14 protein-coding genes are annotated in these 13,060 nt (G+C 64.9%); 6 read left to right on the forward strand and 8 right to left on the reverse strand.

The genetic code is table 11. The features are described 5' to 3' along the window. Positions 1-4 precede the first annotated feature (4 nt). Both CCOS191_RS22760 and CCOS191_RS22765 read left to right on the forward strand, forming a co-directional pair. Positions 5-301: a DUF1244 domain-containing protein gene (locus CCOS191_RS22760; RefSeq protein WP_023630529.1), complete on the forward strand. Its 297-nt coding sequence runs from the start codon at positions 5-7 to the stop codon at positions 299-301. Then, positions 294-635 (forward strand): HopJ type III effector protein, encoded by a 342-nt coding sequence (locus tag CCOS191_RS22765; RefSeq protein WP_046857098.1) that lies wholly within the window; start codon positions 294-296, stop codon positions 633-635. The genes CCOS191_RS22760 and CCOS191_RS22765 overlap by 8 nt, the downstream gene beginning before the upstream one ends. 36 nt (positions 636-671) lie before the next feature. On the opposite strand, the gene CCOS191_RS22770 is transcribed toward CCOS191_RS22765, so the two are convergent. From CCOS191_RS22770 to CCOS191_RS22785, 4 genes are all read right to left on the reverse strand, one after another. Next, complete coding sequence (locus CCOS191_RS22770) at positions 672-1,580, reverse strand: alpha/beta hydrolase family protein (RefSeq protein ID WP_046857099.1); 909 nt, start codon at positions 1,578-1,580, stop codon at positions 672-674. 190 nt (positions 1,581-1,770) lie between these two features. After that, a complete protein-coding gene (locus tag CCOS191_RS22775) occupies positions 1,771-2,457 on the reverse strand; it encodes a GNAT family N-acetyltransferase (RefSeq protein ID WP_023630526.1) in 687 nt (228 codons plus the stop codon). Positions 2,458-2,624: 167 nt separating this feature from the next. Further along, complete coding sequence (gene fabV, locus CCOS191_RS22780; protein WP_046857100.1) at positions 2,625-3,824, reverse strand: enoyl-ACP reductase FabV; 1,200 nt, start codon at positions 3,822-3,824, stop codon at positions 2,625-2,627. Positions 3,825-3,974: 150 nt separating this feature from the next. Next, positions 3,975-4,826, reverse strand: a complete 852-nt coding sequence (locus tag CCOS191_RS22785) for a LysR substrate-binding domain-containing protein (protein WP_046857101.1) — start codon at positions 4,824-4,826, stop codon at positions 3,975-3,977. A gap of 134 nt (positions 4,827-4,960) precedes the next feature. Between CCOS191_RS22785 and CCOS191_RS22790 the strand changes: the two genes are divergently transcribed. Genes CCOS191_RS22790 through CCOS191_RS22805 form a run of 4 tightly spaced genes read left to right on the forward strand, consistent with a single transcriptional unit; the run spans position 4,961 to position 9,136 of the window. Then, entirely contained in the window at positions 4,961-6,010 is a 1,050-nt protein-coding gene (locus tag CCOS191_RS22790) for an agmatine deiminase family protein (protein ID WP_046857102.1), read from the forward strand. Next, a complete protein-coding gene (gene aguB, locus CCOS191_RS22795) occupies positions 6,007-6,903 on the forward strand; it encodes an N-carbamoylputrescine amidase (RefSeq protein ID WP_046857103.1) in 897 nt (298 codons plus the stop codon). The genes CCOS191_RS22790 and aguB overlap by 4 nt, the downstream gene beginning before the upstream one ends. A 3-nt stretch (positions 6,904-6,906) precedes the next feature. Then, positions 6,907-8,001, forward strand: coding sequence for an extracellular solute-binding protein (locus CCOS191_RS22800; RefSeq protein ID WP_046857104.1), 1,095 nt, complete (start codon positions 6,907-6,909; stop codon positions 7,999-8,001). 4 nt (positions 8,002-8,005) lie between these two features. Then, positions 8,006-9,136 (forward strand): agmatine deiminase family protein, encoded by a 1,131-nt coding sequence (locus CCOS191_RS22805; RefSeq protein ID WP_046857105.1) that lies wholly within the window; start codon positions 8,006-8,008, stop codon positions 9,134-9,136. A 48-nt stretch (positions 9,137-9,184) separates the two neighbouring features. Here CCOS191_RS22805 and CCOS191_RS22810 read toward each other — a convergent pair whose 3' ends face one another. The 4 genes from CCOS191_RS22810 to CCOS191_RS22825 all read right to left on the reverse strand — a co-directional run bounded on the left by CCOS191_RS22810 (position 9,185) and on the right by CCOS191_RS22825 (position 13,010). After that, the gene (locus tag CCOS191_RS22810) at positions 9,185-9,904 is read right to left on the reverse strand and encodes an OmpA family protein (protein WP_046857106.1); all 720 of its coding nucleotides are present in this window, start codon (positions 9,902-9,904) and stop codon (positions 9,185-9,187) included. Between the two features lie 95 nt (positions 9,905-9,999). Beyond that, positions 10,000-10,644, reverse strand: a complete 645-nt coding sequence (locus CCOS191_RS22815; RefSeq protein ID WP_046857107.1) for an MBL fold metallo-hydrolase — start codon at positions 10,642-10,644, stop codon at positions 10,000-10,002. A 69-nt stretch (positions 10,645-10,713) separates the two neighbouring features. Then, on the reverse strand, positions 10,714-11,406 hold the full coding sequence (locus tag CCOS191_RS22820) for a sensor histidine kinase (RefSeq protein WP_023631285.1): 693 nt from the start codon (positions 11,404-11,406) through the stop codon (positions 10,714-10,716). Further along, positions 11,403-13,010 carry a tetratricopeptide repeat-containing response regulator gene (locus tag CCOS191_RS22825; RefSeq protein WP_046857108.1) on the reverse strand — a complete coding sequence of 536 codons (1,608 nt, stop codon included), beginning with the start codon at positions 13,008-13,010 and terminating at the stop codon, positions 11,403-11,405. The genes CCOS191_RS22820 and CCOS191_RS22825 overlap by 4 nt, the downstream gene beginning before the upstream one ends. Positions 13,011-13,060 lie beyond the last annotated feature (50 nt).

The following is a 13,060-nucleotide window of genomic DNA, read 5'->3' on the forward strand; positions in this document are numbered from 1 at the left end:
GCCCATGACCCCGCAACAACAGCTCGAACTCGAAGCCGCCGCGTTCCGGCGCCTGGTCGACCACCTGCAAAAACGTACCGACGTGCAGAACATCGACCTGATGAACCTTTCCGGCTTCTGCCGCAACTGCCTGTCCAAGTGGCTCAAGGCCGCCGCCGATGATCGCCAGATCGAGCTGAGCCTGGACGATGCCCGTGAGCAGGTGTACGGCATGCCCTATGCCGATTGGAAAGCCCAATACCAGAACGAAGCCAGCGCCGAGCAGAAAGCGGCGTTCGAACAAGGAAAACCGCGTGACTGACCTGAATACCCTGCGCAGTAGCCTCGCCAGCGGCGAACACGTTTTTGCCGACACCCTGGCCTTCATCGCCGCGAACTACAGCTACCAGCCCCAGGCCTTCGACAATGGCGACGTGCACAACGCCGCCGGGCAGAACGAAGGTTCGTGCAAGACCCTGGGCCTGGCGCTGCTCGAAGGGTTGAGCGACCAGGAGGCACTGCTGGCCTTCGGTGAGCACTACCGTAGCGTGGTCGCCACGCCCGAGGGCAGCGACCATGGCAATATCCGTGCGCTGATCAAGCATGGGCTGGCCGGGGTGAAGTTCACCACCCAGGCACTTGCGCGCCTGGGCTGATAGCAGATGGGGCCGCTGTGCGGCCCCAACCGGACATCAACTGATGAGCCGGCCTGGTGTTCCTGCCTCAAGGCGCCCCTTCTGCAACCACTCCAGCGCAATCGGCCACAGACTTTCACGAAACCGATCGTGAAAGAACGCGAAGTGCCCGATCTCCCCGACCGAGATATCCACAGGCGCCACCCGCAGATGCCGCCGCTCGCCCGTTTGCAGGTACCCCAACAATCGTTCAGTGGCCGCCACCGTGCCGAACGGATCGTCAGTCAGGCTGATGGCCAGGGTCGCCGCCTGTACCTGGGCAAATGGCATCGCCGACAGTAGACGCCCACTGGGCCGCTGCTCGTAACGCGGCGTACGGGCAACCCAATCGCGCACCACGCCGGCCGGGGTGTCTTCCAGCCAGCCCAGGCGCTTGCCGGGGAAATAGCCGAACATCCGCGTCAACAGCGGCATCACCACGTGCCATTTGCCGAACAGCTGCCAACGCTGCTCCGGCGCATAGTCGCGCCAGTAGGCGAACTGCGCGCCCACCAGCAGCGCATGGCGCACCTGCCCCGCCGACGGCGCCAGCCCGAGCGCCCAGCCGCCGAAGCTGTGGCCGACCACATGCATCGGCTGGCCCGGATGCTCGGCGGCGGCCAGTTGCAACATCGCTTCGAAGTCCAGCCGGCCCCAATCGCTCCAGGACGCCTGGAAACCGCGCAGCGTGGCCGGGCGCGACTCGCCGATGCCGCGATAATCGTAGGTGAGCACGTCAAAGCCCTGGGCGAACAGGTAGTCGGCGAAACGCGAGTAGTAGCGGCAACGTACCGAGGTGGCGGCGTTGATGATCACTAGGGGACGCAGGGGGTCGGGCTCGGCGTGGCGCCAGCGAAATCCGCCGAGGCCATAGCCGTCGGCGGCGACATGACGAAAGGCACAGGCGGGTTGGGTAAGGCTGCTCATGGCGCGCTCCCTGCGGCGTCGCGCCATGCTGGCGGACGGGCTGTTGTCGTGCGCCAACGCTAGCAAAAAAATGCCCGAACAGCTCAAGTTCCTTGTAGGAGCGGCTTCAGCCGCGATCACCAGCGAAGCTGGTGCCATACACCACGTTGGCTTCATCGCGGCTGAAGCCGCTCCTACAAATCCTGTGCCCTCAGGTAGTGGGCAGCGCCCGCGCCACGCCCGGCTTGCGCAGCACCGCCAGGCGCGAGCCGTGGTAGCGGGTTTCGCGGAACAGCTTCCAGCGACCGAACAGGCCGTACACATGCATCACCCGGCCCTGCTCGTGGTAGCCCATGCGCAGGTGCAGTTTCATTGCTGGCACGTTGTGCGTCTCCACCACGTCCACCACCTTGTGGCAGCCCTTCTCGCGCATGGTGTTCCACAGCTCGACCTGGGCCGTCACCGACAACTCGCTGCCAAAGTACGGCCGGGTCATCTCGCCGCCGAACTCGAAGAACTCGCCGGGTTTCACCGGGAAGGTGCAACCGTAGTAATGCTTGTCGTGGTAATCCACCACGCTGGCCCAGATGAATGCCACGGCATCGCCCTGCTCATCCAGGTACATGTGCCCGGTATGGCCCTCGGCGGCCAGCTCGCGCATGGTCTCGACACGGTCGCCGAAATGTCGGGCGAAGGCATCGGCATTGGCCGTGGTGATCTGCGCCAGGGTGACCGGCGCATGCGCCTTGAGGCTGTGCGGCGGCACCGGACTGATCAGGTCGCGCTCCATCCACAGCAGTTCCCAATGGAAAAACACGTAGCGCTCGAAAAAAGTCTTGAAGGTGCGCTTGAGGCCCTTCTGGCGGATGCGTTCTTGTAGTTTTTGCAGTACGCCCATTGCTCCCTCCTCGGCGCCAGCGAAATTGCCAGGCCAATAGCTGGGGTATAGATCAGGCGGAGGGTGGCCATGGCAAAGGGCCAGCGAGGGATTTGTTTCAGAATATTAACAAGTCGTCGGCGGGAACCGCGCAGCCGTCATGAACGGCTGCGCGGTCAAGGACTTGCTTACAGCTCGACGCAGTCGAACCGTACGTCGGTGGCCACGTCTTCGTCGTAGTTGACGTCAGCGCGCTCGAAGCCGAACAGGTTGAGGAACTGCTTCTTGTAACCGGCGTAGTCGGTCAGCTCGAACAGGTTCTCGGTGGTCACTTTAGGCCACATCTCACGGCAGGCGTTCTGCACGTCATCACGCAGCTCCCAGTCGTCCAGACGCAGACGGCCTTCGTCGTCCAGGGCAGCCGGCTCACCGTCCGCACGGTACATGCGGTCACGGAACATGCGATCCAGCTGGTGCTGGGTACCTTCGTGGATACCCTTCTCCTGCATGATCTTGAACACCATCGACAGGTACAGCGGCATCACCGGGATGGCCGAGCTGGCCTGGGTAACCACGGACTTGAGCACGGCCACGTTGGCACTGCCACCCACTTTGCCGGCCAGGCGCTGGGCGGTTTCGTCCAGGTCCTGCTTGGCCTTGCCCAGCGCGCCGTCCCAATAGATCGGCCAGGTGATATCGGAGCCGATGTAGCTGAAGGCCACGGTACGGGCCTGTGGCGCCAGAACACCGGCGGCATTCAGGGCGTCGATCCACAGTTCCCAGTCCTGGCCCCCCATCACGGTGACGGTATCGGCGATTTCCTGCTCGGTGGCCGGCTCGATGCTGGCCTCGATGATGGTGTCCTTGTTGGTGTCGATGGCGGTCGACTTGTACGGCTGGCCGATCGGCTTCAGGGCCGAGCGGATCACTTCACCGGTCTGCGGCAGCTTGCGCACCGGCGAGGCCAGGGAGTAGATGACCAGGTCGACCTGGCCGCCCATTTCGTTCTTGATCAGCTCGATGACCTTGGCGCGGGCTTCGTCGGAGAAGGCGTCACCGTTGATCGACTTGCTGTACAGGCCTTCGGCCTTGGCGAACTTGTCGAAGGCGGCGGCGTTGTACCAGCCAGCGGTGCCGGCCTTGGTCTCGGTGCCCGGTTTTTCGAAGAACACGCCCAGGGTGTCGGCCTTGAAGCCGAACGCCGCAGTGATGCGGGCGGCCAGACCGTAGCCGCTGGAGGCACCGATCACCAGGACTTTCTTCGGACCATCCTCGCGCACGCCCAGCTTGCGGGTGGCTTCGATCTGGTCACGGACGTTGAGCTCGCAGCCCTTGGGGTGAGTCGTGGTGCAGATGAAACCGCGAACCTTGGGATGAATGATGGCCAATGTCTGTACCTCGTCAGGTTTAGGCTGGGGCAGCGCCCGGATTCGGGGTGCTGCCGTTTGATCTAGAGGGTGAGACTACCCTCGCAAGTCATCCGACACATATTACGGGGTGATCGGAGCAATGAAAAATCGCAGCGGCTCTGACAAACGCTATGCCTGCGCCAGCGCCGCCTTCAACCACCCCAGGAACTGCCGCGCCAACGGATCCTCCTGGCTTTCCCAATGTACCAGGCAGCTCCACACGGGTCCGCGCACACGCTGCTCAGACAAGGGCCGCAAGCGCCCCTCATCGACCATCCGCTGCGCCAGCAACTGGCTGACCAAGGCAATCCCCAGCCCCTCGCCCGCCGCCTCCAGCAGCAACCCCAGGTCAGAGAAATTCAGCCCCTTGCCCTGCTGCCCCACCTCCTCGCCGCCCTCCAGCTGCCAGTGACTCCAGTCCATCTCGCGCTCACCGTGCAAGGTCGTGCGCCCGGTCTCGGGCAACGTCGGGTGACAGGCCGGATACAGCGTGTCTTGGTGTAGCACAGTGAAGCTGCATTCAGCCTGCGGCCCGATATCGTCGCGGATCGCCAGGTCGATGGTCTCGCTGGCCATGTCCGGCACCTCGAAGCTGGTGAACAGCCACAGGTCCACTTCCGGGCAGCGTTGGTGGAAGTCCGCCAGGCGCGGCAGCAACCAGTGCCGGGCGAACGCCGGGGTGGTGTTGACCACCAGTTGGTTGGGCTTGCGGTACTGCTCCAGGCGGCGGATGCCCACCGCCAGTTGCTGCAACAAGGCCTGAGTGGTGCTGAGCAGATCGTGCCCGGCGTCGGTCAGGCTGACGCTGCGGCCACTGCGGTGGAACAGCGGCTGTTCCAGGTAGCCCTCCAGGCTGCGGATCTGCTGGCTGATTGCCGACTGGGTGAGGTTCAGGGCCTCGGCGGCCTTGTGGAAGCTGCCCAGCCGGGCAGCGGCTTCGAAGCCGCGCAGGGCGTTGAGCGGGGGCCAATGCTTGAGCATGCTGATAAGCCTGACTGATCAGAAATACGCTAAATCTATCGTTTGTCGCTCCGGATTCCCAGTCATAACATGGACGACAACACCCGCGACGGCGGGCTTCGTTGATAACAATCCCTAATAGATCGGAGTTCACTATGACCCTGTCCCGCGACAGCGGCTGGCGCATGCCCGCCGAATGGGCCCGCCACGCCGCCACCTGGATGATCTGGCCGCACAACCAACCGCTGTGGGAGTCGGGCTGGGGCGTGACCCTGGCCGACGTGCAGCGCGACTACGCCCGAGTGGCCGCCGCCATCGCCCGCTTCGAGCCGGTGAAGATGGTGGTCGATCCGTCGGCCATGGCCATCGCCCGCGAGCTGTGCGGCGCCGGTATCGAGCTGGTCGAGCTGGCCGTGGACGACAGCTGGTGCCGCGACAGCGGCCCGACCTTCCTGACCCACCCGCAACACGGCGTGGCGGGCCTGAGCTGGCGCTTCAACGCCTGGGGCGGCAAGTCCGAGCACGGCAAGGACCGCAGCCTGGCCCGGCGCATCCTCGATCACCTTGGCCTGGAAGGCCTGAGCACTCCGCTGTGCAACGAAGGCGGCGCCATCCATGTCGACGGTGAAGGCACCCTGATCACCACCGAATCGGTGCTGCTCAACCCCAACCGCAACCCGGGCCTGAGCAAGGCTGACTTCGAGGATTGCTTCGCCCGCCTGCTGGGCATCCGCAAGACCATCTGGCTGCCGGGCGACCCGCAGTACGTCACCGGCGACATGACCGACGGCCATGTCGATGGCGTGTGCGCCTTCGCCCGCCCCGGCGTGCTGCTGGTGGACGCCACCCACGACCAGGGCTCGGTGTATGCCGAAGTGGCCCGCGAAAACCGCCGCGCGCTGGAACTGGCCACGGACGCCCAGGGCCGTTCGTTCGAACTGCTCGACCTGTTCGAGGCCACCGCGGCCGTGGACACCGAAGCCGAAGTGTTCTGCGCCTCGTACACCAACTTCTACCTGGCCAACGGCGCAGTAATCATGCCGGCCTATGGCATCGACGCCGACCAGGCCGCCGCGCAGCAACTGGCCCTGGCCTTCCCCGGTCGCGAAGTGGTACCGGTGCGCATCGACCATATCGCCCACGGCGGTGGCGGCATCCATTGCATCACCCAACAGCAGCCGGCCTGGCAAGGAGCGCGCCCATGAGCACGCTGCGCATCGCCACCACGCAGATGGCCTGCAGCTGGGACCTGCCCGCCAACCTCGACCACGCCGAACAACTGGTGCGCCAGGCCGCTGCCAAGGGTGCCCAGGTGATCCTGTTGCAGGAGCTGTTCGCCACCCCGTACTTCTGCATCGAGCAGTGCCACAGCCACCAGGCCCTGGCCCAGGACTACCACGACAGCCCGCTGCTCAAGCGCTTCGCCGCGCTGGCCAAGGAACTGGGCGTGGTCTTGCCGCTCAGCTGGTATGAACGGGCCGGCAACGCCTTCTTCAACTCGCTGACCGTGGCCGATGCCGACGGGCGCCTGCTGGGTGTGTATCGCAAGACCCACATCCCCAACGCCATCGGCTACCAGGAAAAGGAATACTTCAGCCCCGGCGACACCGGCTTCAAGGTCTGGGACACCGCCTTCGGTCGCCTGGGCATCGGCATCTGCTGGGACCAGTGGTTCCCCGAGACCGCCCGCTGCCTGGCGCTGATGGGCGCCGAAGTGCTGCTGTTCCCCACTGCCATCGGCTCGGAGCCTGGCGCCGCCGAACTGGATTCACGCGACCATTGGCAGATGGCCATGCGTGGCCATGCCGCCGCCAACCTGCTGCCAGTGGTGGCCGCCAACCGCGTCGGCCATGAAGTGGCGCGCAGCGACGACAGCCTGAGCATGCGCTTCTACGGCTCATCGTTCATCTGCGACCACAAGGGCGCGATGCTGCAAGAGGCCGACCGTGACAGCAGCGGCGTCTGGCTGCACGACCTGGACCTGGCGCGTATGCGCGAAGACCGCCTGAGCTGGGGCATCTACCGCGACCGCCGCCCCGGCATGTATGCGCCGCTGCTGACCCTTGACGGCCGTACCCCACAGACCGCGAGGGCCTGAACCATGCCAAGCCGTCCATCGAAACTGCTCGCCATCGCCGCCCTGCTGGCCTGCGCCGGTGTTGCCCAGGCCGAACAGGACGCCCTGCGCCTGTACAACTGGACCGACTATTTTGCCGAGGACACCCTCAAGCGCTTTACCGCCGAAACCGGCATCCCGGTAATCTACGACGTCATGGACGGCAGCGAGGTGCTCGAGGCCAAGCTGATGTCCGGGCGCAGCGGCTACGACCTGGTCTTCCCTGGCGACACCGTGGCCGAACGGCTGATGCGCGCCGGCAGCCTGCGGACACTGGATCGCAAGCAGCTGACCGCGCTCGACGATATCGAGCCCGGCCTGCGCCAGTTGCACGACCGCTACCCCAAGGCCAGCCAGGCCACCGTGCCCTACACCTGGGGCACCATCGGCCTGACCATGGACGCGAAGAAGATCCGCGAGCGCATGCCCGACGCCCCGCTGGACAGCCTCGACCTGCTGTTTAAGCCGGAGCTGGCGGCCAAGTTCGCCGACTGCGGCATCTCGATGATCGACTCGCCCGACGAAGTGCTGGCCGTGGTGCTTCACTACCTGGGCCGCGAACCGCGCAGCGCCAAACGGGAAGACCTGGCCGCCGCCAGCGAGCTGCTCAAGGGCATCCGCCCGTACGTGCGCAAGCTGCAGTCGCAACCGGTCACCGAGCTGGTCAATGGCAACACCTGCCTGTCGCTGGGCTACAGCGGCGACGTGATCCAGGCCCAGCGCACCGCCGAAGCCGCGGGCAAGGCCATCGACTTCCAGTACCGCGTGCCTCGCGAAGGCACCACGGTGTGGATGGACACCGTGGCCATCCCCGCCGATGCCAAGCACCCGGAGTACGCCTATCGTTTCATCAACTTCGTCATGCGCCCGGAGAACATGGCCGCGATCAGCAACTTCACCGGCTACCCCACTGCCAGTGCCAAGGCCCGGTCGCAGGTGGACGCGCGCCTGCGTGACAACCCGGACATCTACCTCAGCGATGCCACCTTCACCCGCTTGATCCCGGGCAAGGACATCCCCCAGGCCGACATGCGCGCGCGCATGCGTGTCTGGACCCGTTTCAAGACCGCACAGGACTGACCCCATGCCCACTCGCCGCACTTTCCTCCAACACATGAGCGTCGTCGCCGGCCTCGGTGCCGCCGCCGGCTTCGGCCTGCCCTTCGCCAGCGGCAGCGGCAGCGCTCGCGCCAGCGAAGCAGGCCGCTGGTTCATGCCCGACGAGGGTGAGCCGCACCAACGCGCCTACATCGCCTTCGGCGCCCAGGACGCCATCTGGGAAGACTTCACCGAAGACGTCCAGGCCGCCCTCGGGCGCATCGCCCGCGCCATCGCTGCCTACCAGCCGGTGACAGTATTCTGCCGCGCCAGCGAACGCGACATTGCCGAGGAGGAATGCGGCAGCCACAACATCACCTACGTCGAGACCGAGCTGGACGACATCTGGATGCGCGACATTGGCGCCAACTTCGTGGTCGACGACGACGGCGTGCTGGGCGCCGTGGACTTCAACTTCAATGGCTGGGGCGGCAAGCAGCAACACCGCCATGACGCCAAGCTCGCGGCCCGCGTTGCAAAGTTGGCTGGCGCCCAGTACCAGCAGAGCGAGCTGGTGGGCGAAGGCGGCGGTATCGAAGTGGACGGTCATGGCACCGGGATCATGACCGAGAGCAGCTGGATCAACAGCAACCGCAACCCCAGCTGGAGCAAGGCCCAGGTCGAGGCGGAACTGAAGGAGCGGCTGGGGCTGCGCAAGATCATCTGGCTGCCGGGCATCAAGGGCAAGGACATCACTGATGCCCACGTGGACTTCTATGCCCGCTTTGCCGCGCCCGGCGTGGTGGTGGCGAACCTGGACAACGATCCGGACTCCTACGACCACGAGGTGACACTCAAGCACCTCGAGATCCTGCGCAACGCCACCGATGCCGACGGGCGCAAGCTACAGGTGCATACGATGTCGCCGCCCTTGAAACCAAGGCGCAGCAAGTTCAACGAGGACAATCCGGATTTCGCGGCGGGGTACATCAATTACTTCGTGATCAACGGAGCGGTGATCGCCCCGCAGTTCGGCGACCGCAGTGCCGATGAGCAGGCGCGGGCGTTGCTGGTGAAGCTGTACCCGGGGCGCAAGGTGGTGCAGTTGGACATCGACGCCATTGCGGCGGGAGGGGGCGGGATTCACTGCGTGACCAACCAGTGCCCGGCGATCTAGCGCAATTGCCAGGGCTGGCGTGCAGCCCCGGCATCTTCAACCCGGCGCTTACGGGTACTGCTGCACGGTCCCTTGCTGGTCATACTGCTGGCCAGGGATCGGCTTCAGGTTGACCTCGACGCGACGGTTCTGCGCACGGCCGTTGGCGTCGGCGTTGCTGGCGATCGGCTGGTCCGGGCCCATGCCACGCACGCTGACCCGCGACGAATCCACGCCCTGGGAGGTCAGGTAGGTGCTGACCGACTGGGCGCGGCGCTGCGACAGGTCCATGTTGTGCTGGCGGCTGCCGGTGCTGTCGGTGAAGCCCACCACTTCGATGGTGTTCTGGTTGAACTGCTTGAACGAGTTGGCCAGGTTGTTCAGCGGCGAGTAGAAGCTTGGGGCAATGTTCGCCGAATCGGTGGCGAAGGTGATGTTGCCCGGCATGATCAGTTTGATCTGGTCACCCTGGCGCTGCACCTCGACGCCGGTATTGGCCATCTGCGCCCGCAGCTCGGCTTCCTGCTTGTCGGCGTAGTAGCCGTAACCGGCAGCGGCGGCACCGACCGCGGCGGCGCCGATCAACGCCCCCTTGCCACGGTTGTTGTGGTCGATGGCGGCACCGGCGATGGCGCCGGCCAGCGCGCCCAGGCCACCATATTTGGCGGTCTTGCTCATCCCTGTGGAGCCCTGCGCCTGGCCCTGGCTGTCATACGGGTTGGGGCTGGCACAACCAGACATCAGCGCGGCGGCGGTAGCGACGATAATCAGACGACGCATGGTGAACATGGACAAGCTCCTACTGAAATTCGAAAGTGCAGCGGATCGACTACGGATCTATGCCAGCCTTGGATTGCAGCGCAGCGGAAAAATTCCATGAAACCTCAGGCGCGCACGAAGGGGTTCTCGCGCATCTCGTCGCCGAGGCGGGTGTCCGGGCCATGGCCGGTCACCACGATGGCGTCCTCATCCAGGCGGTACAGCCGTTCCTTGATGGAACGAACGATAGCCCGCTGATCGCCTCCCCACAAATCGGTGCGCCCGACACCACGGCGGAACAAGGTATCGCCGGCGATCAGCAACTTGTGCTCGGCGAACCAGAAACTCATCGAGCCCGGCGTGTGCCCGGGGGTGTGCAACGCCACGCCGCAGCCGCAGGCCAGCGCCTCGTCGTCGCTCAGCCAGCGGTCCGGCGACGGTACCGGCGTATAGGGCACGCCGAACATCTGGCACTGCATTTCCAGGTTTTCCCACAGCGGCTGGTCGGCCTTGTGCAGGTGCAGCGTGGCGCCGGTCAGCTCCTTGAGCCTGCCCGAGGCGAGGAAATGGTCGAAGTGCGCGTGAGTGTGGATGATGCTCACCAGGGTCAGGCCATGATGCTGCAGGCGGGCGAGGATCTTCTGCTCGTCCCCGCCCGGGTCGACGACGATGGCGTGCTTGCTGACCGGGTCACCGATCAAGGTGCAGTTGCACTGCAAGGGGCCGACGGGGAAGGTTTCGCGGATGAGGCTAACGGGCAATGGGTTCATCGTTCTGGAACTCGGTACAGTCGATAGAGGGAGCGAATATGACCATGGTCCAGCTTGCCTCTCACCAAATCAAGGCAGATACAACCGGAACAACCCGCCCCCCAGCGTCCCGCCATTGGCGATCTCGATCCGCCCGCGCACGCCATTGCGCTCGTGCAACGCGGCAATCCGCGCCGCGAAATACAGCCCCAATCCGGTACTGCCACTCTGCGAATCGATGCCCTGCACGTAGTCATGCTGGCGTTCGAGCATGCGCTGTGGATAACCGGCGCCGTCGTCGTTGACGCTGATCACCAGCTGCTCGCCCTCTTCCTCGATGCTGATCAACAAGGCGTGGCCGGCATAGCGGATGGCGTTGGTAAGGACGTTGGCCACCACCGAGGCGACCAGTTCACGGTCGAAGAAGCCCAACGGGCTTTCGGTCTCGATGCGCCAGGTGGCGAGGATGTCGCGATGCTTGATCACATCTTCCTGGGCCGCCAGCTGGGCCTCGATGAAGTCGTCCAGCTCGTGGTAGTCCGGGCAGATGGGCAACTGGTTGACGCCCAGCTTGTACAGCCCCAGCAACTGCACCAGCATGCCGTTCAGGTGGCTGAGTTCGTGTTCCACCACGCCCTGCTCGGTACCGCCGCGCAGCTCTTCGGGGAGGCGCGCCAGCCATTGGCTGTGGGCGTGGGTCAGCGCCGAGAGGGAGTTCTTCAGGTCGTGCACGGTGGAGGCGATCACCGTGGAAAAATCCAGCCCCTGGTTGTCCTGGTTCATGCGCCAAAGACCCGGATGTGCAGTTTGCGGTAACGGTCATAGCGGCTGTCGCTGGCGGGAATGCCGGCCACGCTGGTAAGGCAGTCGCGGCACTCCTGCATCAACGCCGGCGGTGGCGTCTCGCCGCCGATGCGCAGCAGCGCCTGGGCGGTGTTCAGGGCGATACTGATGTTCTTCGGCTGCAGCGACAGCGCCTTGCGGAACATGCCCAGCGCCTCGTTGAGCTGGCCACCCTGGTAGCTGCGCACGCCCTGGCGGTTGAGGTCCACGGCTTCGGTCACCGCCCCCAGCACCAGCGGGTCGTCGGTGAGTTTGGCGACGCTCTGCATGACCTTGGGATCGTCCCCGTAGGTTTCCACGCAGCCCTTGAGGATAGAGGTGCCCGCCGCGTCCTGACCAAGTTGCTGCAATTGCTTGGCCACCGTCAGCGCCGCCTCGACGGAGAAGAACTGATCCATCTTATCCAGGCGAAGCATCGCCTGCTCGGTGAGCTTGGCGGCGGTGTCCGGGTCACCGGCCTGCTGCAGGCTGGCAGCCTTCATCAGGCGGGCGCGCACCTGCAGGCCCTGGTCCTCGACGTTTTCCTTGGCCACCTCGCTGAGCACGGTGTTGATTTCCACCCGGGTGCGCGCATCGAGACCGTTGCCGATGTTCTTGCTCATCAGCGCCTGGACCAGGCCGAGATTGCTTTCGGCGTCCTTGTAGCGCGAGCTCTGCCCTTGGTTGACCGCATGGCGATAGGCCTTGGACGCGCTTTCGAAGTCGGCGTTGTCCAGCGCCAGCTTGCCCAGCGCAGCCTGGCGGCGCACAGCGAGCGGCGACAGGCGCACAGCCTCTTCGAGCATGTGCTGGGCGCGCTTGGTTTCGCCCTGGGCCACCAGCACGTCGGCCATGCCATCGTACAGGTTGGGCATGATCGGGAAGGCCTTGAGGGCCTGCTCGTAGACGCCCTGGGCCTGGGCGTTCTGGCCGCGCTTGTGCAACAGGCTGCCGAGCGCCGCGTAGGCCCATGGTTGCGGGCGGCTGGCCAGGATGTTCTTGAGGAACTTCTCCAGCTCGTCGAAACGATTGAGGTCGCGCAAGGCATCGGCGCGATAGCGCAGGCACAACGGGGCGAACCGCGGGTCTTTCTTGCACAGCTCGGCGCAGGCGGCGAGCACCTCGGCCGGGCGGCTGCGGTCCAGGGCCTGGAGGATGGGCTTGAGCAAGGTCTTGCGCTGGGTCAGCTTCTCCAGACGCTGGGCCAGGCCCACGCGGTTGAAGGGCTTGGTCAGGTAGGCGTCGGGTTCGTGCTCGATGGCGCTGAGCACGATGGCCTGGCTGCTCTCGGCGGTGACCATGATGAACACGCATTCATGGCTGATGAGCTTGTCGAGAATCAGGTCCTCGAGCACCTGCTGGCCATTCTTCTTGCCATCGCCCAGGTGGAAATCCTGGAGGATGAAGTCGTAGCGTTTCTGCCCGCACATGCGCAGCGCCTGTTCGCCACTGTCGGCGGTGTCCACGTCACGTACGCCCAGCTCGCGAAGCATCGAGCGGGTCGAGGTGCGGAAGTCGGTAAAGTCGTCGACGATCAGAAAGCTTTTTTGCCCGTACTGCAGCATCAACACGACCTGTATTGGAAGAAGTGGGGAAGTGGCGCACGGCGATGCGT

Origin of the sequence: Pseudomonas sp. CCOS 191 (assembly GCF_001007005.1) — a bacterium.
Taxonomy (GTDB): Bacteria; Pseudomonadota; Gammaproteobacteria; order Pseudomonadales; family Pseudomonadaceae; genus Aquipseudomonas; species Aquipseudomonas soli.